Origin of the sequence: Gallintestinimicrobium sp., from assembly GCF_046968865.1 — a bacterium.
Taxonomy (GTDB): domain Bacteria; phylum Bacillota; class Clostridia; order Lachnospirales; family Lachnospiraceae; genus Gallintestinimicrobium; species Gallintestinimicrobium propionicum.
The window spans coordinates 169,750-194,165 of the sequence record NZ_JBKVPW010000003.1; the positions used below are offsets into that span (position 1 = coordinate 169,750).

General features: G+C 50.6%; 20 protein-coding genes. All 20 read left to right on the forward strand.

Annotated features, from left to right (window positions below; genetic code table 11):
• The first annotated feature begins 287 nt into the window (after nucleotides 1-287).
• Nucleotides 288-1,388 carry a glycosyltransferase family 4 protein gene (locus ACLTOQ_RS04245; RefSeq protein WP_412318816.1) on the forward strand — a complete coding sequence of 367 codons (1,101 nt, stop codon included), beginning with the start codon at nucleotides 288-290 and terminating at the stop codon, nucleotides 1,386-1,388.
• 24 nt (nucleotides 1,389-1,412) lie between these two features.
• Complete coding sequence (locus ACLTOQ_RS04250; protein ID WP_412318817.1) at nucleotides 1,413-1,676, forward strand: hypothetical protein; 264 nt, start codon at nucleotides 1,413-1,415, stop codon at nucleotides 1,674-1,676.
• A gap of 21 nt (nucleotides 1,677-1,697) precedes the next feature.
• A complete protein-coding gene (locus ACLTOQ_RS04255; RefSeq protein ID WP_021914993.1) occupies nucleotides 1,698-1,937 on the forward strand; it encodes an acyl carrier protein in 240 nt (79 codons plus the stop codon).
• Between the two features lie 19 nt (nucleotides 1,938-1,956).
• Nucleotides 1,957-3,444 carry an MBOAT family O-acyltransferase gene (locus ACLTOQ_RS04260; RefSeq protein WP_412318818.1) on the forward strand — a complete coding sequence of 496 codons (1,488 nt, stop codon included), beginning with the start codon at nucleotides 1,957-1,959 and terminating at the stop codon, nucleotides 3,442-3,444.
• Between the two features lie 78 nt (nucleotides 3,445-3,522).
• Nucleotides 3,523-4,596, forward strand: coding sequence for an SGNH/GDSL hydrolase family protein (locus tag ACLTOQ_RS04265; RefSeq protein WP_412318819.1), 1,074 nt, complete (start codon nucleotides 3,523-3,525; stop codon nucleotides 4,594-4,596).
• A 19-nt stretch (nucleotides 4,597-4,615) separates the two neighbouring features.
• Entirely contained in the window at nucleotides 4,616-6,499 is a 1,884-nt protein-coding gene (gene asnB, locus ACLTOQ_RS04270) for an asparagine synthase (glutamine-hydrolyzing) (RefSeq protein WP_412318820.1), read from the forward strand.
• Nucleotides 6,500-6,601: 102 nt separating this feature from the next.
• The gene (locus tag ACLTOQ_RS04275; RefSeq protein ID WP_412318822.1) at nucleotides 6,602-7,678 is read left to right on the forward strand and encodes a glycosyltransferase family 2 protein; all 1,077 of its coding nucleotides are present in this window, start codon (nucleotides 6,602-6,604) and stop codon (nucleotides 7,676-7,678) included.
• Between the two features lie 27 nt (nucleotides 7,679-7,705).
• Nucleotides 7,706-8,563: an alpha-1,2-fucosyltransferase gene (locus tag ACLTOQ_RS04280; RefSeq protein ID WP_412271030.1), complete on the forward strand. Its 858-nt coding sequence runs from the start codon at nucleotides 7,706-7,708 to the stop codon at nucleotides 8,561-8,563.
• An 85-nt stretch (nucleotides 8,564-8,648) separates the two neighbouring features.
• Nucleotides 8,649-9,677: a glycosyl transferase gene (locus tag ACLTOQ_RS04285; protein ID WP_337562512.1), complete on the forward strand. Its 1,029-nt coding sequence runs from the start codon at nucleotides 8,649-8,651 to the stop codon at nucleotides 9,675-9,677.
• A gap of 17 nt (nucleotides 9,678-9,694) precedes the next feature.
• On the forward strand, nucleotides 9,695-11,275 hold the full coding sequence (locus ACLTOQ_RS04290) for a DUF6056 family protein (protein ID WP_412318823.1): 1,581 nt from the start codon (nucleotides 9,695-9,697) through the stop codon (nucleotides 11,273-11,275).
• Nucleotides 11,276-11,288: 13 nt separating this feature from the next.
• Nucleotides 11,289-12,167 carry a glycosyl transferase GT17 family protein gene (locus ACLTOQ_RS04295; protein WP_118495786.1) on the forward strand — a complete coding sequence of 293 codons (879 nt, stop codon included), beginning with the start codon at nucleotides 11,289-11,291 and terminating at the stop codon, nucleotides 12,165-12,167.
• Nucleotides 12,168-12,573: 406 nt separating this feature from the next.
• Complete coding sequence (locus tag ACLTOQ_RS04300; RefSeq protein WP_412318824.1) at nucleotides 12,574-13,494, forward strand: glycosyltransferase family 2 protein; 921 nt, start codon at nucleotides 12,574-12,576, stop codon at nucleotides 13,492-13,494.
• Between the two features lie 15 nt (nucleotides 13,495-13,509).
• Nucleotides 13,510-15,270, forward strand: coding sequence for an ABC transporter ATP-binding protein (locus tag ACLTOQ_RS04305; protein WP_337622789.1), 1,761 nt, complete (start codon nucleotides 13,510-13,512; stop codon nucleotides 15,268-15,270).
• 412 nt (nucleotides 15,271-15,682) lie between these two features.
• Nucleotides 15,683-17,389 (forward strand): LIC_10190 family membrane protein, encoded by a 1,707-nt coding sequence (locus ACLTOQ_RS04310; protein WP_412318825.1) that lies wholly within the window; start codon nucleotides 15,683-15,685, stop codon nucleotides 17,387-17,389.
• Between the two features lie 502 nt (nucleotides 17,390-17,891).
• Nucleotides 17,892-18,569 (forward strand): DUF5672 family protein, encoded by a 678-nt coding sequence (locus ACLTOQ_RS04315; RefSeq protein ID WP_118495781.1) that lies wholly within the window; start codon nucleotides 17,892-17,894, stop codon nucleotides 18,567-18,569.
• Nucleotides 18,570-18,651: 82 nt separating this feature from the next.
• Complete coding sequence (locus tag ACLTOQ_RS04320; RefSeq protein ID WP_412318826.1) at nucleotides 18,652-19,947, forward strand: hypothetical protein; 1,296 nt, start codon at nucleotides 18,652-18,654, stop codon at nucleotides 19,945-19,947.
• On the forward strand, nucleotides 19,944-21,029 hold the full coding sequence (locus ACLTOQ_RS04325; protein WP_412318827.1) for an acyltransferase family protein: 1,086 nt from the start codon (nucleotides 19,944-19,946) through the stop codon (nucleotides 21,027-21,029). Before ACLTOQ_RS04320 ends, ACLTOQ_RS04325 begins: the two co-directional genes overlap by 4 nt.
• 86 nt (nucleotides 21,030-21,115) lie before the next feature.
• A complete protein-coding gene (locus tag ACLTOQ_RS04330; protein WP_412318828.1) occupies nucleotides 21,116-22,204 on the forward strand; it encodes a glycosyltransferase family 4 protein in 1,089 nt (362 codons plus the stop codon).
• Between the two features lie 6 nt (nucleotides 22,205-22,210).
• Nucleotides 22,211-23,233, forward strand: a complete 1,023-nt coding sequence (locus ACLTOQ_RS04335) for a glycosyltransferase family 2 protein (protein ID WP_412318830.1) — start codon at nucleotides 22,211-22,213, stop codon at nucleotides 23,231-23,233.
• Nucleotides 23,234-23,245: 12 nt separating this feature from the next.
• Nucleotides 23,246-24,352, forward strand: coding sequence for a glycosyltransferase family 2 protein (locus ACLTOQ_RS04340; protein WP_412318831.1), 1,107 nt, complete (start codon nucleotides 23,246-23,248; stop codon nucleotides 24,350-24,352).
• The last annotated feature ends 64 nt before the right edge of the window (nucleotides 24,353-24,416 follow it).

The following is a 24,416-nucleotide window of genomic DNA, read 5'->3' on the forward strand; positions in this document are numbered from 1 at the left end:
GGAGCGGGGCATCACGCACGAGAACACACCTTTCTTCCGCAGAGTCCTGTCCATCCAGGCGCGATGCTGCGAAGCAGCGAGCGGTCTGCATCCCTTTGCAAAGATCGGCAGACCGTCTCAAAACGCCGGCGCTTAGGCTGCGTCTTTTGCAGCCTTATGCGACCGCTGCGTTTTGAACCGAGCGAAAGCGAGTCTGCCGACTGCAAAGGGATGCAGACCGCTCGATGACTCGCAGACATGCGCCGGATGGACAATGGACTGCGGAAGAAAGCTTTTAGGAGGAAATTATGGGCAGTGTTGCATTTTATATCGGCTCCCTGAAAAAAGGAGGCGCCGAGCGCGTTTTTGTCAACCTTGCGACCTACTTTCTGGAGCAGGGCTGCAATGTGACGATGGTAACGCAGTACAAAAAAGAAAATGAATACGAGCTGCCTGCAGGGATACGCCGCGTGATCTCCGACCTGACGCCGGAGGAAGAGGGCGGTCGGATCGCGAACCTGTTTCGACGCTACCGGAAGCTGCGCAGGATCTTCAGAGAAATCCATGCGGATGTCGTGCTGTCTACGATTGGAAAAAATAATTTTATGGCACTTTTGGCGAATGCTTTTTTGCCGACGAAGGTTGTGGTTTCCGTTGTGGCGGAGCCTACGGAGGAGTATCCGACGAAGGGGATGCGTCTGCTTGTAAAAACACTGTTTTACGCGGCAGACGGAATCGTGATGCAGACGGCGGATGCAGTGCGTTTTTTTCAACCGTCGCTGCAGAAAAAATGCGTGATTCTGAAAAATTCCCTGAATCCGGCATTTGTGCGGCCACGGTATGAGGATGACCGCCCGCAGGATATTGTTGCAGTCGGACGGATGGACGAAAATAAAAACCAGAGAATGGCAATCCGGGCATTTTGTAAAATTGCAGAGCGATTCCCGGACGCGCGCCTGATTCTGTACGGAGACGGACCGCTGCGCAGAGAGCTGACAGAAGAAGTCAGAAGCCTTGACATGTCAGAGCGGATTTTGCTGCCGGGCAGAATCACGGACGTCCCGGAAAAACTGGAAAAGGCTTATGCGTTTGTGCTGACCTCCTTTACGGAGGGAATGCCCAACACCCTGATCGAAGCGATGTCGCTGGGCACAGCCTGTATTTCGACGGACTGCCCCTGCGGCGGTCCAAAGGATCTGATCCGTGATGGAGAAAATGGATTTTTAGTACCCGTGGACGATTCGGATGCGCTGGCAGACAGACTGACAAGACTTTTAGAAAATCCTGATCTGATGCAGCAAATGGGAAAAAATGCAGCGAAGCTTCAGGCAGAATACCTTCCGGAAAAGGTCAACCAGGAGTGGGCAGACTACTTCCAGAAAGTCGCCGGAAAAAAGAAACTGGTATAATACATGGGGACATGCTATAATGTAATGAGCACGGAAGAAAAACAAGCGACGCCGAAGGCGGCATTTGTTTTTCTCGTGCCATTAGCGAACGAGCAGCCTGCGAAGCAGGCGGGGAAGCGCGCCAGCGCGGGCTCGAGAGCGGACGAGAGCACGAAAGAAAAACAAGCGACGCCGAAGGCGGCATTTGTTTTTCACGTGCCATTAGCGAACGAGCAGCCTGCGGAGCAGGCGGGCACGAGAGCGGACGAGAGCACGAAAGAAAAACAAGCGACGCAGAAAGGAATCTGATCAGACAGATAGGGTTTATAAATGAGCAGAGAAGAAGTTTTTGAACGTTTAAACGAAGTATTCCGGGATGTATTTGACGAGGAAGACATTACGGTTGACGAAGGCACGACTGCAGAGGATATCGACGGCTGGGACTCCCTGGAGCATATCAACCTGATGGCGGCTGTAGAGAGCGAGTTTGGCATCAAGTTTTCCATGGGACAGATCGTAACGATGAAAAATGTAGGCGAAATGGCAGATATCATTCTGCAGAAGGTCTGAAACCGGGAGCTGGTGAAGGATGAGTATTACTTCCTTTTACTTCCTGTGTCTGTTTGCACTTGCACTGCTGTTGTATTATCTGATTCCGAAAAAAGTGCAGTGGCCGCTTTTGCTGCTTCTGAGCATCGGATACTTTTTGACATCGGCAGAGGTGCGTGACAGCCATGCGTGGTATTTGATTCTGTACCCGATGGCAGCTGTAGGAGCTGTCTGGGGCGCAGCTATTTTGATAGACAGGACAAAAGAGCAGAAGAAAAAACTGGCTGCTCTTATTTGTGCTGTCCTTTTTTGTGTCGGTCTGTTGTGCACGCTGAAATTCTTCCATCTGGGGCTGCTGGCGCCCATGGGAATTTCGTTCTACACGCTGACCCTTCTGGGATATCTGTTCGATGTCTATTATGAAATCGGACCGGTACAGCGCAACTATGGAAAGCTGCTGCTGTTCGGCTGCTACTTCCCGACGATGATTTCCGGCCCGATCATGAAATACAGCGACATGGAAAAACAGATGTATACCGGACACAAGCTGGATTACCGGAATGTGACGTTCGGCATGCAGCGGATGCTCCTGGGATTTTTCAAAAAACTGGTCATTTCCGAGCGGACGGCGATCCTGGCAAATGAAATTTTTAACAACTATGAAAAGTACAGCGGCGTTTCGATCTGGGTGGGTGCGGCAGCCTTTACAATGCAGCTTTACACCGATTTCGATGGTTGTATGGATATTGTGCTGGGTATTTCCGAGTGCTTCGGTATCCGGCTGCCGGAAAACTTTTCTGCGCCGTTTTTATCGAGAAGCATCGAGGAATACTGGAGAAGATGGCATATCAGCCTGGGCGACTGGCTGAAAAACTATCTGTTTTATCCGCTGCTTCGGACGAAGTTTTTCATGAATCTTCCCAAGAAGCTGAAAGGAAAACTCGGCAAAAAAGGCGCGAAGCAGGCGACGACGTTTCTCGCCATGCTGATTTTGTGGTTTACCATCGGATACTGGCACGGCGGCGCGTGGACGTTTATCATCGGCTGCGGTCTGCTGCACTGGTTTTATATCGTTTCCGGCAAGCTGATGGAGCCGCTGTTTGTAAAGTGGAGAGCCTTTTTTCATATCGAAAAGGAAAAGAAAGGATTTATCCTGTTTCAGCGCGTGCGCACCTTTTTCCTTGTCATGATCGGACTTGTCTTTTTCAGAAGCACGACGGTTCCGGATGCCCTTCGGGTGCTCGGACGGGGCGTATCGGGCCTGGGACTGCAGCTGTTTAGAAACGGCGTGTTGTCGGGCCTGGGTCTGGATTGGACAGAGCTGATGATTCTGGCGGTTTCGATTCTGTTCTCTGCATGGGTTACGATCCATAACCAGAAAGAAGATATGCGCGTTACCCTGGAGAAAAAGCCGATCTGGCTGCGCTGGATCGCACTGTATGCGCTGCTGTTTTATGTGATTTTGCTGGGAAAATACGGACCGGGTTACAGCGCGTCCGAATTTATTTATCAGAATTTCAAGGTGTGATACGACTGACCGAACCGTCAGACGTGTCCGGCGGGACTGCATACGCAGCGCAGGCTCGTATGCAAAGTGGAGATTACAATGACAAAAAAACAGGCACTGAAAGCGGTTGTTTTTCTGGCCGTTTTCCTTTGGCTTCTGGTGACGGTGACTTACATCATCCGGACAAACGGGGATGTAAAGGACCGTTTTACCGGATTTTATGCGGAAAAAGAAAATACGATTGATGCGATCCTGGTGGGCTCGAGCCCGGTGTATCCTTATTACAGCGCGCCTGCGCTCTACGGGAAAAGCGGCATTGCAGCGTATCCGCTCTCGACAAATAACCAGCGTCCCAAAGCGATCAAATATTTGCTCAAAGAGGCGCAGAAAACCCAGGACCCGTCGCTGTTTATCATTGAGATGCGGATGTTTTCCATGCCGGACGAGGAATGGGAGGATACGATGGTATTCACGCGCGGGGTGACAGATAACCTGAAATATTCAAAAAACCGTGTGGATGCAATCAATGCGCTCGTCAGCGACAGGAGCGAACGCTACACCTACTATTTTGATATTTTCAAATATCATTCCAACTGGAAAACGTTTTTTTTGCCGGATCAGCTGGCGTGCTGGCGCTATGAAAAGAAAAATCTGTTAAAGGGTCTGGAAATCAAAACGGGAGTGGGCCCGGTGGACTGGACGGATTATTCTGATGTGACAGAAAAAATGGAGCCTGCCAAAGAGCAGTTAGCGGTTTTGGATGATCTGCTTTCCTATATCGATTCGACCGGCAAGGACGCGCTGTTTATCCTGTCGCCGTATGGGATGGAAAAAGAAGCACGGATGAAGTTCAACGACCTGACAGAACGGATTGAAGCCGCCGGCTATCCGGTACTGGATTTCAATCAGCATATTGATGAGATTGGGCTGGATTTTTCGACGGATTTTTATGATTACGGCGGACATGTAAACGCCCTTGGCGAAGGAAAGTGCACGGAGTTTCTGCGACAGTATCTGGACAGTCATTACGAGCTGCCGGACAGACGCAGCGTGCAGGGCTACGAAAGCTGGGACAGCGCCTGGAAGCTGTATCAGCAGAAGCAGAGTGAGGCAGAGGCAAGCTGCCGGAAGGATATCGAAGAAGAAAACTGGGCACCGGAGGTCGCAGACTGAAAGAAAGGAGGCTGTCCTGATGTGCGGAATTGCAGGATTTTGCAACCGTCAGAAAACCTGGCGGGAGGATATGGAACGGATGAAAGAGCAGCTGATAAGCCGCGGACCTGATGCAGAGGGCAGCTGGTGTAACGACAGTCAGGACGTGACGTTGGGACATCGGAGACTTTCCATTCTGGATCTGTCGCCGGGCGGTGCACAGCCCATGGTTTCCCATAGCGGACGGTTTGTGATTTCCTACAATGGCGAAATCTATAACTGCCGGGAGGTAGAAAAAAAGCTACGCAGGGAAGGACTTTTGGGAGCGCTGCATGGAAGCTCGGATACGGAGATTTTACTCGAAGCTCTGGAAGCCTATGGCGTAAAAGAGGGGATCTGTCTGTGCAAGGGTATGTTTGCCATTGCACTTTATGACAGGAAAGAAGAACAGCTCTGGCTTTTACGGGACAGAGTTGGGGAAAAACCGCTGTATTATGGGCTGGTGAACGGGAGCTTTGTGTTTGCCTCCGAGCTGACGGCCATCGCAGCGCTGCCTGATTTTTGTGGAAAAATTAACAAAGACGTGCTGGATTTGTATTTGATCCACGGATATATTCCGGCACCGTATTCGATTTATGAGGGTATTTATAAGCTAGAGCCGGGAAAAATCCTGCGTCTGGAAAAGCCCTATCGGGACTGGGAGATCGAAACCTACTGGTCCATGGCAGAAACTGCAAAAAAAGGACAGGAGCAGCCCTTTACCGGAAGCAGGCAGGAAGCATCGGAAGAGCTGGAACGGCTTTTGACGGAGAGCATCCGCGGTCAGATGATGGCAGACGTGCCGCTGGGAGCATTTTTGTCAGCAGGAATCGACAGCTCTACTGTCGTTTCCCTGATGCAGTCGATTTCTGACCGGAAGGTTAAAACCTTCACAATTGGGATGGAGGATGCCGCCTACAATGAAGCGGAGGCTGCTGCTGCCATCGCTGCGCATCTGGGGACAGAGCATACGCAGCTGACTATTACGGAGCAGGATGCAAAAGCAGTTCTGCCCAAATTGAGCCACATGTTTGGAGAACCCTTTGCGGATTCCTCCCAGATCCCGACCTATCTGGTCAGTAAGCTGACGCGGGAGCATGTGACGGTTTCCTTGAGCGGCGATGGCGGGGACGAGCTGTTTTGTGGATATGGAACCTATCAGTCGATCACGAACGCATGGAATAAAATCCGGAAAATCCCGCAGCCTGTGCGCAGTGCGGCAGGATATTTTTTGACGGATGGACCTTTTTCCAAAAAGGAAACGAACCAGATCCGGGGCATGTTATTATCGGCGCATAATGCAGAAGAGCTGTATGCGCGCTCTGATCTTTCCGAGCCGTTTCTTGGAAAGATTGCAAAAGAAAGAGGAAGCGCGAGGAGCATTTTTGAAACCTACGAAAGCGGATACCTGGCGGATGTGCAGCACAATCTGATGCTGATGGATCTGCTGATGTACCATCCGGATGATATTCTGGTAAAGGTGGATCGGACGGCAATGGCAGTCTCACTGGAAAGCCGTGTGCCGATGCTGGACAAGGACGTTGTGGAGTTTGCATGGAGTCTGCCGGTGTGGATGAAATGGGAAAACGGCAGAGGCAAGCTTGTATTGCGGGACGTTTTGTACCGCCATGTGCCCAGGGAGCTGATGGAACGTCCGAAAAAGGGGTTTTCGATCCCGATCCAGAAATGGTTAAAGGAGCCGGAGCTCTACGCCTGGGCAGAGAGTCTGTTAAAGGAGGATAAAATCCGTCGGGAAGGTTATTTTGACCCGGAAATGGTGACGCGGCTGTGGAAGGATTTTACACAGCGTGGGATCTGGCGCAAGCAGATCTGGCACATTCTGCGGTTTGAGGACTGGCTGGAGCAGGAATATAGGAAAACGTAAGGCAGGGAACTGAGAAACAGCGCTGCTGCGATTAAAAGGGACAGCAACCGTCGGAGCAGAGCCATTTTTGGAGCAAGGAGAAGGAGGGAGGAACAAGAATCCATGCGCAAATTGGAACAGTATCGGCCGGAAAAGCAAAAGAAAGGCGAGCAGACCGGGCTGATTTCGGTCATTGTGACGGTTTACAATATCCGGGAATATCTGCCCAAAGCGGTGGATTCGATTCTTTCTTCGACCTATCAAAATCTCGAAGTCCTTTTGATAGATGACGGTTCAACGGATGGAAGTGAACGCATCTGCGATGAATATGCAAAAAAGGATGGGCGGGTGCGGGTTGTCCATCAAAAAAACGGCGGAGCCTACAGCGCGCGCAACACCGGACTTTTGGAGGCAAAAGGCGATTACCTGACCTTTGTGGACGGCGACGACTGGATTGAGCCGCAGATGTATGAGACACTGCTGGCGGCGATGATGGAGCAGGACGCCGATCTTGCGGTCTGCCGGTATCGGAAAATTTACGAAAACCGAAGGGTGGATTTGTCCACGCCGATGGCAGCGGTGTTTGAAGGGCAGGAGCTTTTGGCAAAATATCTGGAAGAGGACGAAGCGTGGCTGATTCAGACGGCGGTTTGGAACAAGCTTTGGAAACGTTCGTTGAGCGACGGACTGAGATTCCCAAAAAGCCTGTATGAGGATATGTATTTTACCATCCGACTGTTGGCAAAATCGAGGCGCAGCGTGTATCTGGACTGGGCGATGTACAATTATGTGTGCAGTCGGACGACGAGCACCACGAATATCGGCCTGAACGAGAAGACCTTCAATGATCTGATTCCGAATTTTTATGAGCGCAGTGCGTTTTTACGGGAGATCGGTAGGGAGGATCTGGCACTTTTGCAGGATTATTTTTTATATAAAAGACTGCTGTTATTCTATACGGCGGTCTGCAGAAGCCAGGATCCAAAGAAAAAAGAACATAAGGCATTTTTGCAGCAGAAAATAGAAGCAGGAAAAGACTGCTATGCAGCAGTCTATGGGATTCCCCAGGCGAGCAGTCAGGAATACCGGAAAATGAAGCTGTTTTTGAAGTCACCGATATTGTATCGGGCAGCGATGAGACTGAATGATTCTTTCCTGATTCCAATCAAGGTTGCGATGGCGAATTGGAGACAGAGGTAGAAAATTTTATTCAAAGGGACAGAAACTATGGTAGGAGTGCAGCTTTCGGGTGGTCTGGGCAATCAGATGTTTGAGTATGCCCTGTATTTAAAATTGAAATCAATGGGAAAAGACGTCAGAATCGATGACGTAACCTGTTATGGCGCACAGGAAAAGCAGCGGGTCAATCAGCTTTCTGTATTCGGTGTTTCTTATGAGCGCATGACGAAACCAGAGTATGAGCAGATCACCGATTCCAGTATGAGTCCCCTCCATCGTGCCAGGCGGCTGCTGTGCGGCAGGAAGGATTTGTCCTATCGGGAAGCGTCGTGCAATTACGATCCGGAGATACTGCGGCGCGAGCCAGCCTTGCTGTTGGGATATTTTCAGACGGAACGGTATTTTGCCGATATCAAAGAGCAGGTGCGGGAAGCATTCACATTCCGAAATCTTACTCTGACAAAAGAATCGGCAGCAATGGAGCAGCAGATGAAGGAATGTGAGTCAGTGAGTGTCCACATTCGACGGGGCGATTACCTCACACCTGCCAATCAGGCGCTGTTTGGCGGAATCTGCGATCTGGATTACTACCATCGCGCGGTCGCAGAGATCCGAAAAAGAAAGCCGGATGTGAAATTTTTCCTGTTTTCCAATGATATGGAGTGGACGAAGGAGCATTTTTGCGGTTCGGAATTTGTCCCGGTGGAGGGAAACAGCGAGCAGGCGGGAGAGCAGGATTTGTACCTGATGAGCTGCTGTAAAAACCACATTCTGGCGAACAGCTCCTTTTCCTGGTGGGGCGCGTGGCTGGATAATGGCAAGGACAAGCTCGTGATTGCACCGGAAAAATGGATGAACGGGCGCGACTGCTGCGATATTTATACGGATGAAATGATTCGAGTGTAATATCCGGGATTTATGCAGTAAATCAGCGATGATTTTGGGCGATAGGTTGTCTGATGGCATCGTTTGGAAAATAGAGAGGAATGTTATGATAGGAACGCAGATCCTGCAGGGGCAGGGGCTTGGCAACCGGCTGTTTTGTTATGTGACAGCCCGCAGTATTGCGGAACAGAAAAAAACTTCATTCGGCGTACCCGGAAAGGAAATCCTGTTAAACGGTCTGACCGGAAACAATTCCGAGCCATTTCTGGATCTCTGGATGGGAGAAGAAGCAAAACCGGAAGATTTTACACGCGTTTATGAGGAAAAAGAAGAACGGATCTACACGGGCGCCTGCCGGCATGATCTGGAGCACGGCTGCTATGTGGCGGGAGAAGACCGGGGCGTTTTCGATGTAGAAGACGGCACGCTCCTGATGGGGAATCTGCAGGCGGAGAGCTATTTTGCACCGAACCGAGAGCAGTTAAAGGAATGGCTGAAGGTAAAGCCGGAGTTTGATTCCTACGAATATACGAGGGACAACCTGTGCGTGCTGAACCTGCGCGGCGGGGAATATGCGTCCGAACCGGCATTGTTTTTACGGAAAAAATACTGGACGGATGGGATGGCACAGATGAAAAAAATCCGCAGTGACATGGAATTTATGATCGTGACGGACGATGTGACGATGGCACATAAGCTTTTACCAGGTATTCCGGCATATCATTTTCCGGTGCACGGGGATTATGTGACAGTCAAAAACGCACGTTACCTGATTATTTCCAACTCTTCCTTTGCCTGCTTCCCGGCGTTTACGTCGGAGACGGTACAGAAGGTGATTGCGCCGAAATACTGGGCGCGTCACAATGTTTCGAATGGTTACTGGGCTTCGGAGCAGAATATTTATACCGGATTTGAGTATCTTGGCAGGGACGGAAAGCTCTACGATGCACAGGCGTGCCGGGAGGAGCTGGAAACCTACCGCAGGCAGAGCGAATTTTTTGCAAAACATCATGAAAAGCCGGACGGCATGGCGTATCGTCTGGGAGAAATCCAGGCAAAAGCAGCCTATACGGCATATTTTGGCGGGCGCGCGGTCAGAAGCCTGAAAAGACGGCTGACCGGTCAGCAGAAGTGAGAAAAGGAGAGCTTGGCGTGCAGATTTTGAAGCAATGGAAAACAGAGCCTGAGAAATGGCTTTTTCGAATACTACTGGTTGTTTTTATCGCGAGCATGGTGCCGGTTTTGTACCTGTCCCGCTATGGGTTCCCGAACTGCGATGACTTCACCTATGGCCTTGAGACGCATAGGGTATGGAATGCGACCCATTCCTTTGGGGAAGTGCTTAAAACAGCGCTTGCCGTGACAAAGGAAACCTGGCAGCTGTGGCAGGGAACCTGGTTCTCCATTTTCCTCATGACCCTGACGCCCGGAGTTTTCGGGGAAAAATGGTATTTCCTGACGACTCTTCTTATGGCAGGAATGCTCGGCGGCAGTATCTGTGTGCTGATGCATACGGTGCTTTGCCGGTACATTAGCCGGGCAAAAGAAAACCGTTATCTGCGTGGAATCTGTACGCTGACTGTTTTATTCCTGACCTTTCAGACCTTCGTTTCGCCGGTGCTTGCGCTGTATTGGTATAACGGCTCGCTGCATTATGTATTCATGGAGGCTGTTCTGTTCTTTGCAGTGTCTGCGCTGCTTTGCCTGGAAACATCGGAACAGAAATCAAAGAAAATCCTCTGGATGATCCTTTCTGCCGTTCTGTGCGCACTGTTAGGCGGGGCGAACCTGTTGACCGGCTTACAGTCGGTGATCCTGATCGTACTGCTGACGGCATGGGAGTTTTTCCGGAAAAAGAAAAACCGTTTCTGGTTTTTGTTTCCGCTTGTCTGCAGCTTGGTCGGTTTTGCGTTTAACGTGCTGGCACCAGGCAATTTGATTCGGGAAGATACGGCGGAGAGTATGGGAGCGGTAAAAGCGATTGTCATGTCATTTTACTGGGGAATTGTGTATGTGACGGAATGGCTGACACCGATGGTGCTGGTTGGCTTTGCAATGCTGATTCCTGCGATTTACCGGCTGGCAAAGCAGGCAGAAGGAAAGTTTTTTAAACCCTTGTATGCAGTCTTTCTAAGCTTTTGCGTTTTCTGCGCGATGTTCACGCCGACGTTGTATGCGACGTCCAGCGAGGGACCCGATCGCTGCAAAAATGTGATGCGCGTGGTGCTGTATTTGCTGGTGTTCTTTAATTTGCTCAATGGATGTGGTTGGGCATGGCAGCTAAAGCAGCCAGGACAGCGAAAGCAGTCCGGACAGCATTCGCAGTCCCGGCAGCGAAAGCAGTCCGAGCAGCTTCCGCAGTCCCGGCCGGGATTTTTTTACAGGCTGCTGGAGCTTCTGGAAGAAACAAAGAGCGCGTTTTATGCTGTGACGTTGATTGCGATGGGTGTGATTTTCCTCTTTGCGGCGGATAAAAATACGTATACGTCCGTTTCTGCCGTGCGTTCTATTTTAAATGGTGAGGCGGCGGAGTATGCAGCGGAAAACAATGCGCGCCTGGAATTGTATACAAATGGGGAAACGGAAATCACGATCACACCACTTTCCGTGGAACCGTATTTATTGTATATCGACGATGTGACCAATGAGGGCGACCGGGGCTACTGGCTGAATCTGGCGCTGATGGATTATTACGGAAAAGACAGAATTACCGTGTCTGAACCGGAAGAATAAAGGAGAGATAGTTATGGTATACGATTGTTTTCAGTTTTTCAACGAGCTCGATATTTTAAAGCTGCGTATGCATGTTTTAAACGATGTTGTGGACAAATTTGTCATCAGCGAGGCGACGGTAACCTTTTCCGGTGAGAAAAAGCCGTTATATTTCCAGGAAAACCGGGAAATGTTCAAGGAGTTTGAAGACAAAATCATTCACAAGGTTGTGGATGATACGCCGATGGATACGAGTGCTTTTATGCGTGACAGCCACCAGAAGTGTGCAGTAGCGCGCGGTTTGGAGGGTGCAAAGGACGATGATATCGTCATTTTCTCCGACGTCGATGAAATCCCGAATCCGGAAGCAGTAAAAAAGGTTCTGGCAGATTTTGACGGCAGCAAAATCTATGCGCTGGCGCAGCGGAATTTTTATTGTTATCTGAATATGGAAGAAACCTCCGGAAGCCTGCTGTCCATTACGGGTGAGTTTGAGGGCTTTACCGGAAAAGACAGAAGATGGCTTGGAACAAAGATCTGTAATTATGGAATGTTAAAACGGTTTACGACGGAGCAGCTGCGGGACAGTAAGCAAAAGGAGCTGATGGTGCGCGTTGCGGACGGCGGCTGGCATTTTTCCTATATGGGCGGCGGTAAGGATGAGTCTGTGGAGGATCGTGTAAAATACAAGATCAAGAGCGCGGCACATCAGGAGTATAATAATCGGGCAACGCTGTCGAAGGTGAAGAAGAAGATCCGGAATCATGAGGATATTCTGGGGCGGAGTACGGATTTTCAGATTGTGCCGGTGGATGAGAGTTATCCGGTGTATTTGAGGGAGCATCTGGAGGAGTACCAGTATTTGATGTATCCGGAGAAGAAGTCCTTTTTTGACCGCATCCTGGGTCGTTGAGGGAGGGCTCTTGTCCGCCCGCATGCAGTTTTGCGGGCGGTTCCCTGGTCTGCGTGCTGTGTCCGGCATTTGGTCTGGTGCAGCAGCGGACTCGCTTTCGCTCGGTTCAAAACGCAGCGGGTGCGTAGGGCTGCAAAGTACGCAGCCCAAGCACCGGCGTTTTGAGACGGTCCGCTTGTCTGCATCCAGACCAAGTGCCGGTCGCAGCACGCAGTCTCCGGGAACGTCCGCAAAACTGCTGCATGGGCGGACAAGAGGCGCTGTGTCGGGCGGATGGAAGGTCAAGGTCAAGGGCGTGAAGGTCAAGGGCTGAATTTGTGGGATTGTGTGGAGGACGGCAAGGCGTTCCTGCGGAGCTGTTGCCTGTGCGTGAAGGGCGTTTGGATAGAGCAGTTAGGAGTTTTGGATGGTGAAGGTTTCGATTTGTGTGCCGGCGTATAAGAATCCGGTTGGTGTAGAGCGGCTTTTGGAGTCGATAAAGGTGCAGTCTTTTACGGATTACGAGGTGGTTGTGACGGATGATTCTCCGGACAGGTCTGTGGAGGAGGTTGTACGTAGGGCAGAGGTTCCGGGGATAGTCTATGTTCGGAATGCAGTTCGCAAAGGTGCAACAGGGAACTGGAACGAGGCGGTGCGGCATGCTTCGGGTGAGTATATCAAGATCATGCACCACGATGACTGGTTCACGGATCGGGATTGTCTGGCGCGGTTTGTAGAGATGCTGGAGGAGCATCCGGAGGCGGATCTTGCGTTTTGCGGGAGTCGGCAGGTGATGTTGGATGGTGTCGGAAACCGGACGGGAGAGGAGTTTGACCGGGCGATCAGCGATGAGCATTTGAAGATGATCTCGGAGGATTGGCGGGATCTTTATATCGGGGATTATATTGGGGCGCCGAGTGCGACGATTTACCGGAAGGGCGCGCCGGAGTATGAGGAGAAGCTGACGTGGATTGTGGATGTGGAATTTTATATGCGTCTGCTTCAGAAGAATCCGAGGTTTGTGGTGAGTAAGGAGCCGCTTGTCAGCATCGGGGTCAGCGAGAATCAGCTGACGGAGAGCTGTCGGACGGACGGAAAGTTAAATATTTTCGAGTATGGGTTTGTGATGCAGGAGTTTTCCCTGCTTTCAGAAGAAAAATATCGGCAGAAGTTTATTCAGATCGCGTTGAAATATAAGATGCCGTTTGCATCGCTTGCGCCTTACGGGATTCCGAAGAAGGAGTATGAGAAGGCGGCTGCGAAGAAGCGGCGGGAAGATTTTGTGTTTTATGTCGGAGTTGCAAAGCGCAAGGTTCGGGAAGCGTTTGGGAAAAAGCGGTTCGCATGAAAATTGGAGGTAAGAATGGTTCAGATTTTACAAAAGCTGCTTCATATTTTGAATAAAGATCAGAAGCGCAAGGTTGCGGGACTCGGCGTGATGATTTTTATCGGAGCGCTGATGGAAATGATCGGCGTCGGGCTGATCATGCCGGTGGTTGAGGGCGTAATGGCGCCGGATCAGCTGCTGAATAAGTGGTATATTCAGGTTTTGGAACGATTTATTCATTTTGATACGCCGAATCAGTGGCTGCTGTTTTTGATTGGTGTGATCATTGCAGTTTATTTTATCAAAAACGGTTATCTGCTTTTGCAGACATATGTGCAGTCTCGTTTTGTCAACACGAATCAGTCCAATACGATCAGCTACATGCTGGAGGAATATCTGAACCGTCCCTATGAATTTTATTTAAACGCGGATATTCCTACGATTTTCCGCACAATTGATGGTGACGTACCGAAAGTGTTTACGACGCTGATGGAGTATATCCAGCTGGCGACGGAGCTGATGGTTTCGGCGGTTCTGTGCGTGACACTGCTTGTAACAAACCCGACGATGACAATTTTTATTGTTGTGGTCATGGGCGGAACGACGGTTGTAATCCTGAAAATTTTAAAGCCTACCTTAAATCGGCTGGGGCGGACTTCCCAGCGTCTGCAGAGTCAGATGGGAAAATGGCGTCTGCAGTCCATTTACGGGATCAAGGATGTAAAGATTTTAAATAAAGAGCATTATTTTGCATCCAGCTTCGGAAAATATTCTCAGGAGAACGCGAAGCTGACGACAGAATATGCGGTGCTTAACAACATGCCGCGTCTGCTGTTGGAGACGCTGAGCATCTGCGGTATTTTGGGATATCTTGCAATCTGTATTTTAAACAGCGCGGACATGACGGAGCTTGTGCCGCAGATTTCCGCGTTTGCAGTAGCGGCGATGCGTTTGATGCCGTCGGTAAACCGGATCAACACGCATATGAGCAATATTGCGTTCTATGAGCCAAGCGTGAATTATGTTTATGAAAATGTAGACTTCACATCCTATCGTCTGCATGGAAAATATGAAAAAGACTATGATCCCCATACGCCTCCGATGGAGCTGAAAAAAGAGATTCGCATGGAGGACGTCAGCTATACTTATCCCGAAAGTGACAAGGTGATTCTGGATCATGCTCAGATGCTTGTACCCGTTGGAAAATCGGTGGGTGTGATGGGACCCTCCGGTGCGGGAAAGAGTACCGCGATCGATATTTTAATGGGACTTTTGCAGGTACAGGGCGGCGAGATTTTATGCGATGGAAGAAATATTTTTGAAAATTATCCATCCTGGCTGTCCCATATCGGTTACATTCCGCAGACCATTTATCTGACGGATGATTCGATTCGTGAAAATATAGCGTTCGGTGTGGCAAAAGAGGATATCGATGATGAGCGCGTATGGCATGTGCTGGAAGAAGCCCAGTTGAAGGATTTTGTAAAGGAGCTGCCGGGTATGCTGGATATGGAGATCGGGGAGCGGGGTGTGCGTCTCTCCGGCGGTCAGAGACAGCGTCTTGGTATTGCGAGGGCGCTGTATCATAATCCGGAGATTCTGGTATTTGATGAGGCAACGAGTGCGCTGGATACCGATACGGAAACGGCGATTATGGAGGCAATTGAGAGCTTTCATGGAAAGAAGACGCTGGTGATCATTGCGCACAGGCTGCGGACGATCGCGGGGTGCGATATTATTTACAAGGTGGATAACGGAAAGATCGTGGAGACGACGCTGGCGGCAGAGGAGCATTAGGACGGGAGGACGGTCAGCCGCCGTGCTGTTTTGCACCTGACGCTGTCGTTCCCGTCCGCCATGCAGACTCGCTTTCGCTCAGAAGAAAAGCGCAGCGGGTACATAAGGATGCAAAAGACGCATCCTAAGTACCGGCGCTTTTCTATGGTCTGCATACGGCGGATCGGGAACGGCAGCGCCGGCGCAAAAAGCGCGCGGCGGCTGACCTGGCTGTGTAAGGCGGAAGGAAAAAGGTCAAGGTCAAGGGCTGAGTTTGCTGGTGGCGTTCTGCGGACGGCAAAGCGCTCCTTTGGAGCTGTTGCCTGTGTGCACTGTGTGCAAGCAGCCCATGAACACGGGCTGTTCATGGACGTGAGAAAGTGATTCAGGAGTGCGCTGTCTGGCGGTTGAGATTTGATTATGGAGGTGCGGTGTGGCAGAACTCTTAATCTTATGGGGATATATTGGGATAGTGAATAGTTGCATCGGAGCTGGTGTTTTAAAAGGCATTGGTTTGTTGACAGGCAGGAAGAAGATTGTCTATGGTCTGGCAGGTACTGAGCTTGCCGGGATCGTGGCGATCACTGTTTATGCCCAGACGGTCAGCATTTTCGGTAAGGTTTTTATGGCTGCTCATTTGATTTTGCTGGCGGCGGCAGCAGCATGTGCATACTGGTGCAGGAAAGAGCTTCTGGTGATTTGGAGCCGGGTGAAGAAGATATGTCTTTCCTGGGAAGGTGTTCTTTATCTGATTTTTGCAGTGATGACAGCTTATTTTGCATCCAGAGGGCTGCAGCATACGGATACCGGAATTTATCATGCTCAGGCGATTCGGTGGTATGAGGAGTATGGGCTTGTAAAAGGGCTTGGCAATCTGCAGCAGCATTTTGCTTATAACAGTGCATATCTTGCATATGCGGCTGCCTTTTCTATGAAATGGCTGGTAGGGCAGTCGTTGCATGGAACCAATGGCTTTTTGCAGGCATTTCTGTGTATCTGGGCGCTGTACGGTCTGAAGAATTTTGCCCGGCATAAAAGTCATCTGGCGGATGGATGCAGAGTTGGAATTTTATTGTATGCAATTGTTGTGTCAGAGCGGATTATGTCTCCGGCAACGGATTTCGGGACGATGTATCTGGTATTTTTTATTGTAACGCTGTGGACGTCGATTGCCTGTGAAAAAGAGGGTAAAGTCGGGGAAAAAACAGATCTGTATGCACTGCTTTGTGTTGCGGTTGTCTGTGTGACAACTTTTAAGCTCTCAGCTGGAATGCTCGTCATTCTTGCACTGTATCCGGCGGTTTGTCTGATTCGGTCAAAAGAATGGAAAAAGATCGGAATCTATCTGCTTTGTGGCTGTGTTGTGCTTGCGCCGTGGCTGGTGCGGAATGTGCTGATTTCCGGATGGCTGATTTATCCGTTTGCAGCAATTGATCTGTTTTCCGTAGACTGGAAAATTCCTGCTTTTTATCTTCAGAATGATTCGGATCAGATCAAGGTTTGGGGACGTTGTCTGTATGATGTGACGAAAATCAATGATCCTGTGAGCGCATGGTTTCCCGTCTGGTGGGGAGAAAAGGATCGTTATGAGATGATGCTTTTGATTGCCAATATGGTTGCCGGGATTTCAGCAGTGTTGTCGGTTGTGTGGAAACGAATCCGGAAAGAAAAGTTATGCTGGGATCGTGTCGTTGTGTATGCAGCGGTTTTAGGCGGCATTGCAGGCTGGTTTTTCCTCGCTCCGTTTATCCGGTACGGGCTTGCGTTTCTGTTGATTTTTCCGTTAATGGCATTTGGCGAATGGCTGCGTCCGATGCAGATGGGGCCGGTGCGGATTGCGTCAGGTTTTCTTTGCGCAGCGATCTTTTTCAGTTTGAGTATGTACTGGGATTATTATGTGTTGTTTGATCTGGTTTGGGGAAAGCAGCATCTGACAGACCCGGCTTGGGTTGTACAGCAGGATTATGACAGCGTAGAGGTGGAGTCGTTTGAAATGGAAGGCGGTCTGATAGTTTATTATCCGGCAGGCGGGCAGGAGAATATCAGTTATGACGCTTTTCCGGCGACGGCATATCAGATGATGGCTGAGAGGACGAAGTTACGGGGAAGCGATATCCGGGACGGGTTTATGCCAAAGTGACGGTTCGGACGGTCAGCCGCCGTGCTGTTTTGCACCGGTCGCTGTCGTTCCCGTCCGCCATGCAGACTCGCTTTCGCTCAGGAGAAAAGCGCAGCGGATGCATAAGGATGCAAAAGACGCATCCTAAGCACCGGCGCTTTTCTATGGTCTGCATACGGCGGATCGGGAACGGCAGCGCCGGCGCAAAAAGCGCGCGGCGGCTGACCTGTCTGTGTAGGGCGGAAGGAAAGAAGGTCAAGGGCAAGGGCTGAGTTTGCTGGGTGGCGTGTAGGACGGCAGGGCACTCCTCTCACGCGGACGGCAAGGTGCTCCTCTCATGCGGACGGCAAGGCGCTCCTGCGGAGCTGTTGCCTGGTAGTAGAGCTGGATGTAAAGGCAGCCCCCGAATACCCCCTGTGACCTGCTTGCATTGGTATGGCGGATGCAGTATGATAGTAGAAAATGAGCGGTCTGTGCGGAGTTGGAGCGCAGGCAGCGGTTTAAGATGAAATGAGGATTTATTATGGAGTGGAAAGACGGCAGGCTGCAGCTTCCGAATGTGACGCTGATGGCGATGACGAGTGTCAATGTGCGGCAGACGATCAAGGCGATGCAGTACAGTATGCGTCAGATTGATTTTGGGGATTGTGTGTTGATCACGCATCGGAAGCCTTTCTTTTTGCCGAAGGGTATTCGGTATGCACATACCTCTAAGCTGACGAATATTGACTGTTTTAATTATAAGATGCTTTATGAGCTGGGAGATTATATCCATACGGATTTTGTTATGGTGGTGCATGCGGATGGGTTTATCGTGCATCCGGAGATGTGGCGGGATGAATTCCTGGATTATGATTATATCGGTTCTCCGTGGCCGATTCCGAAGGATGATATCACATACCGGGATATTAACGGGAATCTGTGTCGGGTCGGCAACAGCGTGGGAATCCGCAGCCGGAGGCTTGTGAATTTTCCGAAGGAGGCAAATCTGCCCTTTGAGCCGGATCACGGTTCCCTGAATGAGGATGGTTTTTTGTGCGTAAAGAACCATCATTTGATCGAGGCAGCGGGGATGAAGATTGCACCGTTGGAGGTTGCAAAATATTTTGCGCATGAGACGATGATTCCGGAGATTGAGGGGATCACACCCTTTGCGTTCCACAAATGGGCGGGGACGAACGCGCAGTATCCGAGGTTTTAGAGCGGACAGCCGTTTGGCGGTCTGATAGGGCCGGTATCCAGAAGGAGCGGTCAGAGAGGGTTGTCCACAGGAAAGGAACAGCATGGCAGAGCAGATTGCACATACGAAAAATGAAAAAATAGAACAGTTCGGCAGGATCTGCTTTTATGCAGGGCTTCTTTTGGAGCTTCTGATTGTCATCCTGGACAAGAGTTCGTGGATCAATCCGCTGGAAGGACAAATGTTCCGGGTCAGCTTTCTGCTGTTTGCCTGCAAGCTCTGTGTGACGAAGTATTCCAAAAAAGAATGGCTTGCTGTGCTGGCGGCAGGAGTCATTGCGGGGCTGTGTTATCTCGGCTCGGATCGGGATGAGGCGGTTCGAGTGGTTGTGTTTGTTGCATCGATGAAAGGGATTGACCACAAAAAGGCACTGCGGGTTGTTTTTTATGTGACGCTTACCGGAATGGCAGTGCTGGCGATGCTTTCGCTGGCGGGCGTTTTGGGCGAGGTTTGGGACGCTGGCGCTGGCTATGGAATCAAAGAAGGCAGCAGGCGGCTTTGTCTTGGCGTCGGCAACAGCAATGCGCTTGCGATTATGATCTGGGCGCTGATGACGCTCGGCATTTATCTGTTCCATGAAAAAATGAAGCCGGTGCACTGGATTCTTCTCGGCGTACTGACGGTTGGCGTTTACGCTGCGACGATGACGCGGACGACGTTTCTTATCATGGCGGCAACGCTGGTGCTGGCGTTTGTGATGGACAAGTCCTCAAAAATCCGCGAAGGCAGCGTTGTCTATATCGGCGGAATGGCAGCGGTTGCGGCGGGCTTTGTCTTTTCCTTGTACGCAGCGCATATTTCCAACTGGTATGAACTAATGCCGGCCTGGGTGGTCAGGATTGACAGGATCCTGACCGGGCGTATTTCCAGTATTTATGCCTTTGAAAACGGCGGCGGCGTGCTCAGAAACTGGAAGCTGTTCGGCGATCCGAACTATGTGGAATATTTCGATATGGGTTATGTGCGCCTGTTTTTCTGGTATGGAATCATTCCGGGTGCATGCTGTATGGTGCTGCTGTTTCTCCTGATGCGTGTCTGCAGAACATTAAAGGATACCCAGGGCTTTGTCCTTGTGCTGTCCTTTGCGCTGTTTACGGTAGTCGAGGCACATGCGGTATCGGTCTATCTGGCGCGCAATTATGTCCTGTTTTTGTTGGGAGCGTACTGGACGGCAATGCTTCCGCTGGGTGGGGAAGCAATCTGGTGGTGGCAGCTGCCGGTGGCTTTTTGGAAGCACGGTTCCAAAGCAGCGGATGGCAGCTTTGGGAGGAAAGCGACGGTTGGCAATTGCTCCGAAGTACAGGAGAAGGCTGCAACCATAAAGGAGGCTGCGAGATGACAGAAAGAGCAGCCGGACGAAAAAATACAACGCAGTTTGTTTTTGCAGAGAACAGTCTGGATATTCTCCGCCTGTTTGCGGCGCTGCAGATTGCGATCACGCATTATCTGAATCTGACAATGCTCACATATGGAAAAGACGGACCGGGGGATGGACTGCTGCTTGGCTTTAAAAGAGCGCTGACACTGTTCCCCGGCTTGATTATTCTCTTTAGCATCAGCGGATTTCTGATGGGAGAGACACTGATGCGGACACAAAACCGAAAAATATTTGCCCAAAAACGGATCCTGCGGTTGTATCCGGCGCTATGGGTCAACATTGTGCTGACGATGGGGATGCTCTCTTTGCTTCCCGGCGTCGTTTCGGGGCATGGGAAAGATCTGCTGACCTGGGCAGTTGTACAAGGCGTCGGTCTGGCCTATACGCCGTCCTTTTTGCAGGCGTTTGCGATAGAAAGCATCAACGGGACGCTTTGGGCGCTGATGGTGGAAATTCAGCTGTACGTTCTGGTTGCGGTGGTCTGGAAACGGTGTCTTGCCTGGAAAGACCGTACCTGGCATGTCCTCCTGGTGCTGACTGCGCTGTTAAATTTCGCCTGCGGCTTTTTAAAGGATTCGGGAGCGCTTCCGGGCGCAGCTGTTTCCCTGCTGGATCGAAGCTTCCTGCCGTATCTGGTCTGGTTTTTTGCAGGGCTATATCTGTGGCATTTTAAAGAGACAATTTTACAAAAACTGACAGGAAAATGGTTTATTCTGCTGATTGTATTTATCTGCTATAAAGTGTGCTGGCAGACCTTTGGCTGGAAGCTTCCGGGATATTATGCGGACCTTGTGACGAGCCTTTTGCTCCCGGCGGTTGTGCTTGCCTGCGCCTATGGCTGGAAAAAGCATCGTCTGAAAAATGATTTGTCCTATGGAATATTTTTGTACCACTGGCCGTTGATCAATCTGGTATTTTACTGGAATCTGCCGAAAAAGATGCATCACATTCCGCTGTTTCTTTTGTATGTGGCAGGATTTCTTACGTTGGCGTGCGCATCGTGGTTTTTACTGGAACGCCATGTGTTGAAACGAAAACGTTGAAACTTATGCAGTGGAAGCAGCATAACATCCTAAAATAGGGTACAGCAGACTGCGCATAAAATCACTGGCGCAATGGGAGAAAACGTATGAAAGTTGTAATGCTTGGTGCGGACCGCAGCGTAAAGGGCGGCGTATCCGCGGTGGTCAATAACTTGTACGAGGCGGGACTCGATCAGCGCATTGACCTGACCTATATTGGGACGATGGTGGACGGAAGCGCTGCTGCGAAGCTGTTAAAAGGTGTTCAGGCGCTGTTGAAATTTGTCGCCGTATTGCCGAAAGCGGACATCGTTCATCTGAATATGGCGGCGGATGCGAGCTGCTACCGGAAGCTGATTTTTATGCAGATCGCCCTCTGGTTCCACAAAAAGGTTGTGATTCACGAGCATGGCGGAGATTTTCAGGGCTTTTATTATAAACGATGCAGCGCGAAACGACAGGCGTATATCAAAAAAATGTTAAACCGTGCGGATTTGTTTTTGGTGCTGACGGATGTCTGGAAAGATTTTTTCGCAGACATGGTGGATCGGGACAAAATCCATGTCCTGCAGAATGCGGTTCCGGTTCCGAAAATGCCGAAAACAGATTATAGCAGCCATACGGCGGTCTTTTTGGGACGGCTTTGTCCGGAAAAGGGAGTGGACGAGCTGTTGGACTGTGTAGAGGCGGTTTGGAAGAAGCACCCGGATTTTCATTTGGTGTTGGGCGGCTTTTGGGAAAACGGGACGGAGGAGCTGCAAAAAAAAGCAAAAAAGCTGGAAGCCCAGGGAATTGTCGAATGCCCCGGCTGGGTATCTGCAAAGCAGCGCACCGAGCTGTTTGAGCAGAGCAGTATTTTTGTCCTGCCGACGTGGTTTGAAGGACAGCCGGTTTCTCTGTTAGAGGCGATGGCGGCGGGAATGTGCAGCCTGACGACTGCAGTTGGCGGGATTCCGCAGACCCTCGGGGAGCCGGAATGGAACAGTCTGCCGACTGGGAAAGACGGATGCGGCGTGATGGTAGAGGCAAAAAACAGCCGGATGTTGGCAGAGGCGCTGGAAGAGCTGCTTTTGAATGAAAATCTGCGCCGCAAAATCGGTACAAAAGCGCGGACGAGGGTGCAGGAGCATTATGCGATAGATAATTATGTAAACCAACTGATGGGCTATTACGAGCAGTTGAGAAAAGAGGGCTAATGCCGCATGGAAAAAAAGGTGAGTGTGATCGTTCCGGTTTACCGGACGCTGGAGTGGCTGGCGCGCTGTGTGCAGAGCATCACGGGTCAGACCTATAAAAATCTGGAGATTATTCTGGTGGACGACGGTTCGCCGGACGACTGCCCGGCATTATGTGATGACTGGGCGCAGAAGGACGACCGAATCCGAGTTTTGCATAAGGAAAACGGAGGTCTGGTGTCCGCGTGGACGGCTGGCGTATCAATGAGCACCGGCGATTATCTGTGTTTTGTGGACAGTGACGACTGGATTGACGCCTGCATGGTGGAAAAGATGCTGGATTTTTCGTCCGACTGTGGAAAAGAGATCATCTGCGGCAATTATGTGCAGGAGGAAAGAAACCGCAGCATCGAAATTTATCAGGCGATGGAGCCGGGCATTTATACGGGGCGCAGCCTGCAGGAGCGGATTCACGGAAAACTTCTGGGGCAGGAAAAACGTCCGATTACGATGTCCCGCTGCATGAAACTTTTTTCCCGTACTTTAATTGTTGAAAATATGAAATACTGTGATCCGTCCATTCGAATGGGCGAGGATATGGTCATCACCCTTCCGGCGCTTCTGGATGCGCAGCGGATTGTGGTCATGGAGGGCGCAGCGTGGTATCACTACCTGTTTTTGCAGGAGTCGATGGTACACAGTTATGATGCCGGAATGTATGAAAATATCCGCAGTCTGGATAAAATTGTTCGCCAAATCCTTGCAGACAAGCATGCGCCGAACGCCCAAAAACAGACGGATCGGGAGCTGCAGCTTCTGATGTTTCTGGAAATCAAGAACGAAGCGAGAAACGGACGGGAAGGCTGGAAAGGGCGGCTGCAGAAGGAATGCAGGGAAACAGAGCTGCAGGAAGCGGTCAAAAGAATGCCGCTTGCTCCGACTGTCACGGAAAATAAGCTGATGTATCAGGTGCTGGCGCATCCGGAAAATACAGTGATGATGCAGCTTGTCCATCTTCTTTTGTGGGCAAACAGCAAGCGGCAGCGCTGAATGGAGAGTTGTATGGAATCAAAAAAGCAGGGACAGATCAGTATTATCATGCCGGTTTACAACGGCGTTTCCTGGATTGGGGAATGTATCGAAAGCATTCGGCAGCAGACGGATACGAACTGGGAGCTTCTGGTGCTGGACGATCATTCGACGGACGGGACGACGGAGCTGGTGCTTAAACTGGCGGAAGAAGATTCGAGGATTTTCCCAATTTTACGTCAGAAAAACGGCGTATCCGCAGCGCGTAACGATGGACTGGAAAAAGCGCAAGGGGAATTTGTCATGTTTGTCGATGCGGATGACAAGCTGGATCCGCAGATGCTCTCTGTGCTTCGGGCGATGCTGGGGCAGACAGAAAGCGACCTTGCGGTCTGTGATTACTATAGATGGAACGGTAAACCGGACGGAGTTTATAACCGGTCAGAAGAACTGTTGAAAACGGATGTAGAGCGGGAGGAAAATGCTGCCCGGGCAAAAGAAGTGCTGCGTGCAGACGGCGCAGAAAAAGCCGCGGCAGAAGCCGTTTCTCCACAACGCGCAGTTCGTGCGGAGGGCGTCCGTGTATACAATCGCTCAGAATACGTTTCGGACTATCTCCTGCGCGGCAATACCCGCTGCTGGAGCGTATTATACCGCCGCAGTGCAATTGGGCAAATCCGTTTCCGGGAAGACTTGAGCATCGGCGAGGATATGATGTTTCTGATGGATTTACTGACGCAGATTTCCAGCGTGAGCATCACAGAGTATCGCGGCTATTTTTACCGGATTAACGAGCAGGGCGCGATGCTCAAGCCCTTTAAACCGAGCTACATGGATGAAATCAAAAGCTGGGAGCTTGCGTGCAGGCTTGTGGAAAAAGAGTTCCCGTCCCAGAAAGGGCGGGTATACAGTATTCTGGCGGTTTCTGCGATGCTGGCTGCCGGAAAAATTGCGCGCCTGCCCGGTGTTGAACGGAAAAAATACCAGACGGAAGTCGCACAGTGCCGCAGTGCTGTTCAAAAAGGACTTGCAGTTCCCGGGGCAAAAGAAGAGCTGCCGGAGGGCTATCGGATAAAAACGATGCTGTTCACCGCCTGTCCGGCGTTGTATCTTGCGTTGTATCATCATTGGAAAGGTTGAAGTAACTGTTCCGTAGGTCTGCGCATTTACTGCGCTGACCGTAAGAAAACTTAGACTAGAAGGC

Excerpts from the sequence above, each read along its gene's own strand:
- ACLTOQ_RS04245 (WP_412318816.1), top strand. The coding sequence starts at position 288 with ATGGGCAGTGTTGCATTTTATATCGGCTCCCTGAAAAAAGGAGGCGCC.
- ACLTOQ_RS04250 (WP_412318817.1), top strand. The coding sequence starts at position 1,413 with ATGAGCACGGAAGAAAAACAAGCGACGCCGAAGGCGGCATTTGTTTTT.
- ACLTOQ_RS04255 (WP_021914993.1), top strand. The coding sequence starts at position 1,698 with ATGAGCAGAGAAGAAGTTTTTGAACGTTTAAACGAAGTATTCCGGGAT.
- ACLTOQ_RS04260 (WP_412318818.1), top strand. The coding sequence starts at position 1,957 with ATGAGTATTACTTCCTTTTACTTCCTGTGTCTGTTTGCACTTGCACTG.
- ACLTOQ_RS04265 (WP_412318819.1), top strand. The coding sequence starts at position 3,523 with ATGACAAAAAAACAGGCACTGAAAGCGGTTGTTTTTCTGGCCGTTTTC.
- asnB (WP_412318820.1), top strand. The coding sequence starts at position 4,616 with ATGTGCGGAATTGCAGGATTTTGCAACCGTCAGAAAACCTGGCGGGAG.
- ACLTOQ_RS04275 (WP_412318822.1), top strand. The coding sequence starts at position 6,602 with ATGCGCAAATTGGAACAGTATCGGCCGGAAAAGCAAAAGAAAGGCGAG.
- ACLTOQ_RS04280 (WP_412271030.1), top strand. The coding sequence starts at position 7,706 with ATGGTAGGAGTGCAGCTTTCGGGTGGTCTGGGCAATCAGATGTTTGAG.
- ACLTOQ_RS04285 (WP_337562512.1), top strand. The coding sequence starts at position 8,649 with ATGATAGGAACGCAGATCCTGCAGGGGCAGGGGCTTGGCAACCGGCTG.
- ACLTOQ_RS04295 (WP_118495786.1), top strand. The coding sequence starts at position 11,289 with ATGGTATACGATTGTTTTCAGTTTTTCAACGAGCTCGATATTTTAAAG.
- ACLTOQ_RS04300 (WP_412318824.1), top strand. The coding sequence starts at position 12,574 with ATGGTGAAGGTTTCGATTTGTGTGCCGGCGTATAAGAATCCGGTTGGT.
- ACLTOQ_RS04305 (WP_337622789.1), top strand. The coding sequence starts at position 13,510 with ATGGTTCAGATTTTACAAAAGCTGCTTCATATTTTGAATAAAGATCAG.
- ACLTOQ_RS04315 (WP_118495781.1), top strand. The coding sequence starts at position 17,892 with ATGGAGTGGAAAGACGGCAGGCTGCAGCTTCCGAATGTGACGCTGATG.
- ACLTOQ_RS04320 (WP_412318826.1), top strand. The coding sequence starts at position 18,652 with ATGGCAGAGCAGATTGCACATACGAAAAATGAAAAAATAGAACAGTTC.
- ACLTOQ_RS04325 (WP_412318827.1), top strand. The coding sequence starts at position 19,944 with ATGACAGAAAGAGCAGCCGGACGAAAAAATACAACGCAGTTTGTTTTT.
- ACLTOQ_RS04330 (WP_412318828.1), top strand. The coding sequence starts at position 21,116 with ATGAAAGTTGTAATGCTTGGTGCGGACCGCAGCGTAAAGGGCGGCGTA.
- ACLTOQ_RS04335 (WP_412318830.1), top strand. The coding sequence starts at position 22,211 with ATGGAAAAAAAGGTGAGTGTGATCGTTCCGGTTTACCGGACGCTGGAG.
- ACLTOQ_RS04340 (WP_412318831.1), top strand. The coding sequence starts at position 23,246 with ATGGAATCAAAAAAGCAGGGACAGATCAGTATTATCATGCCGGTTTAC.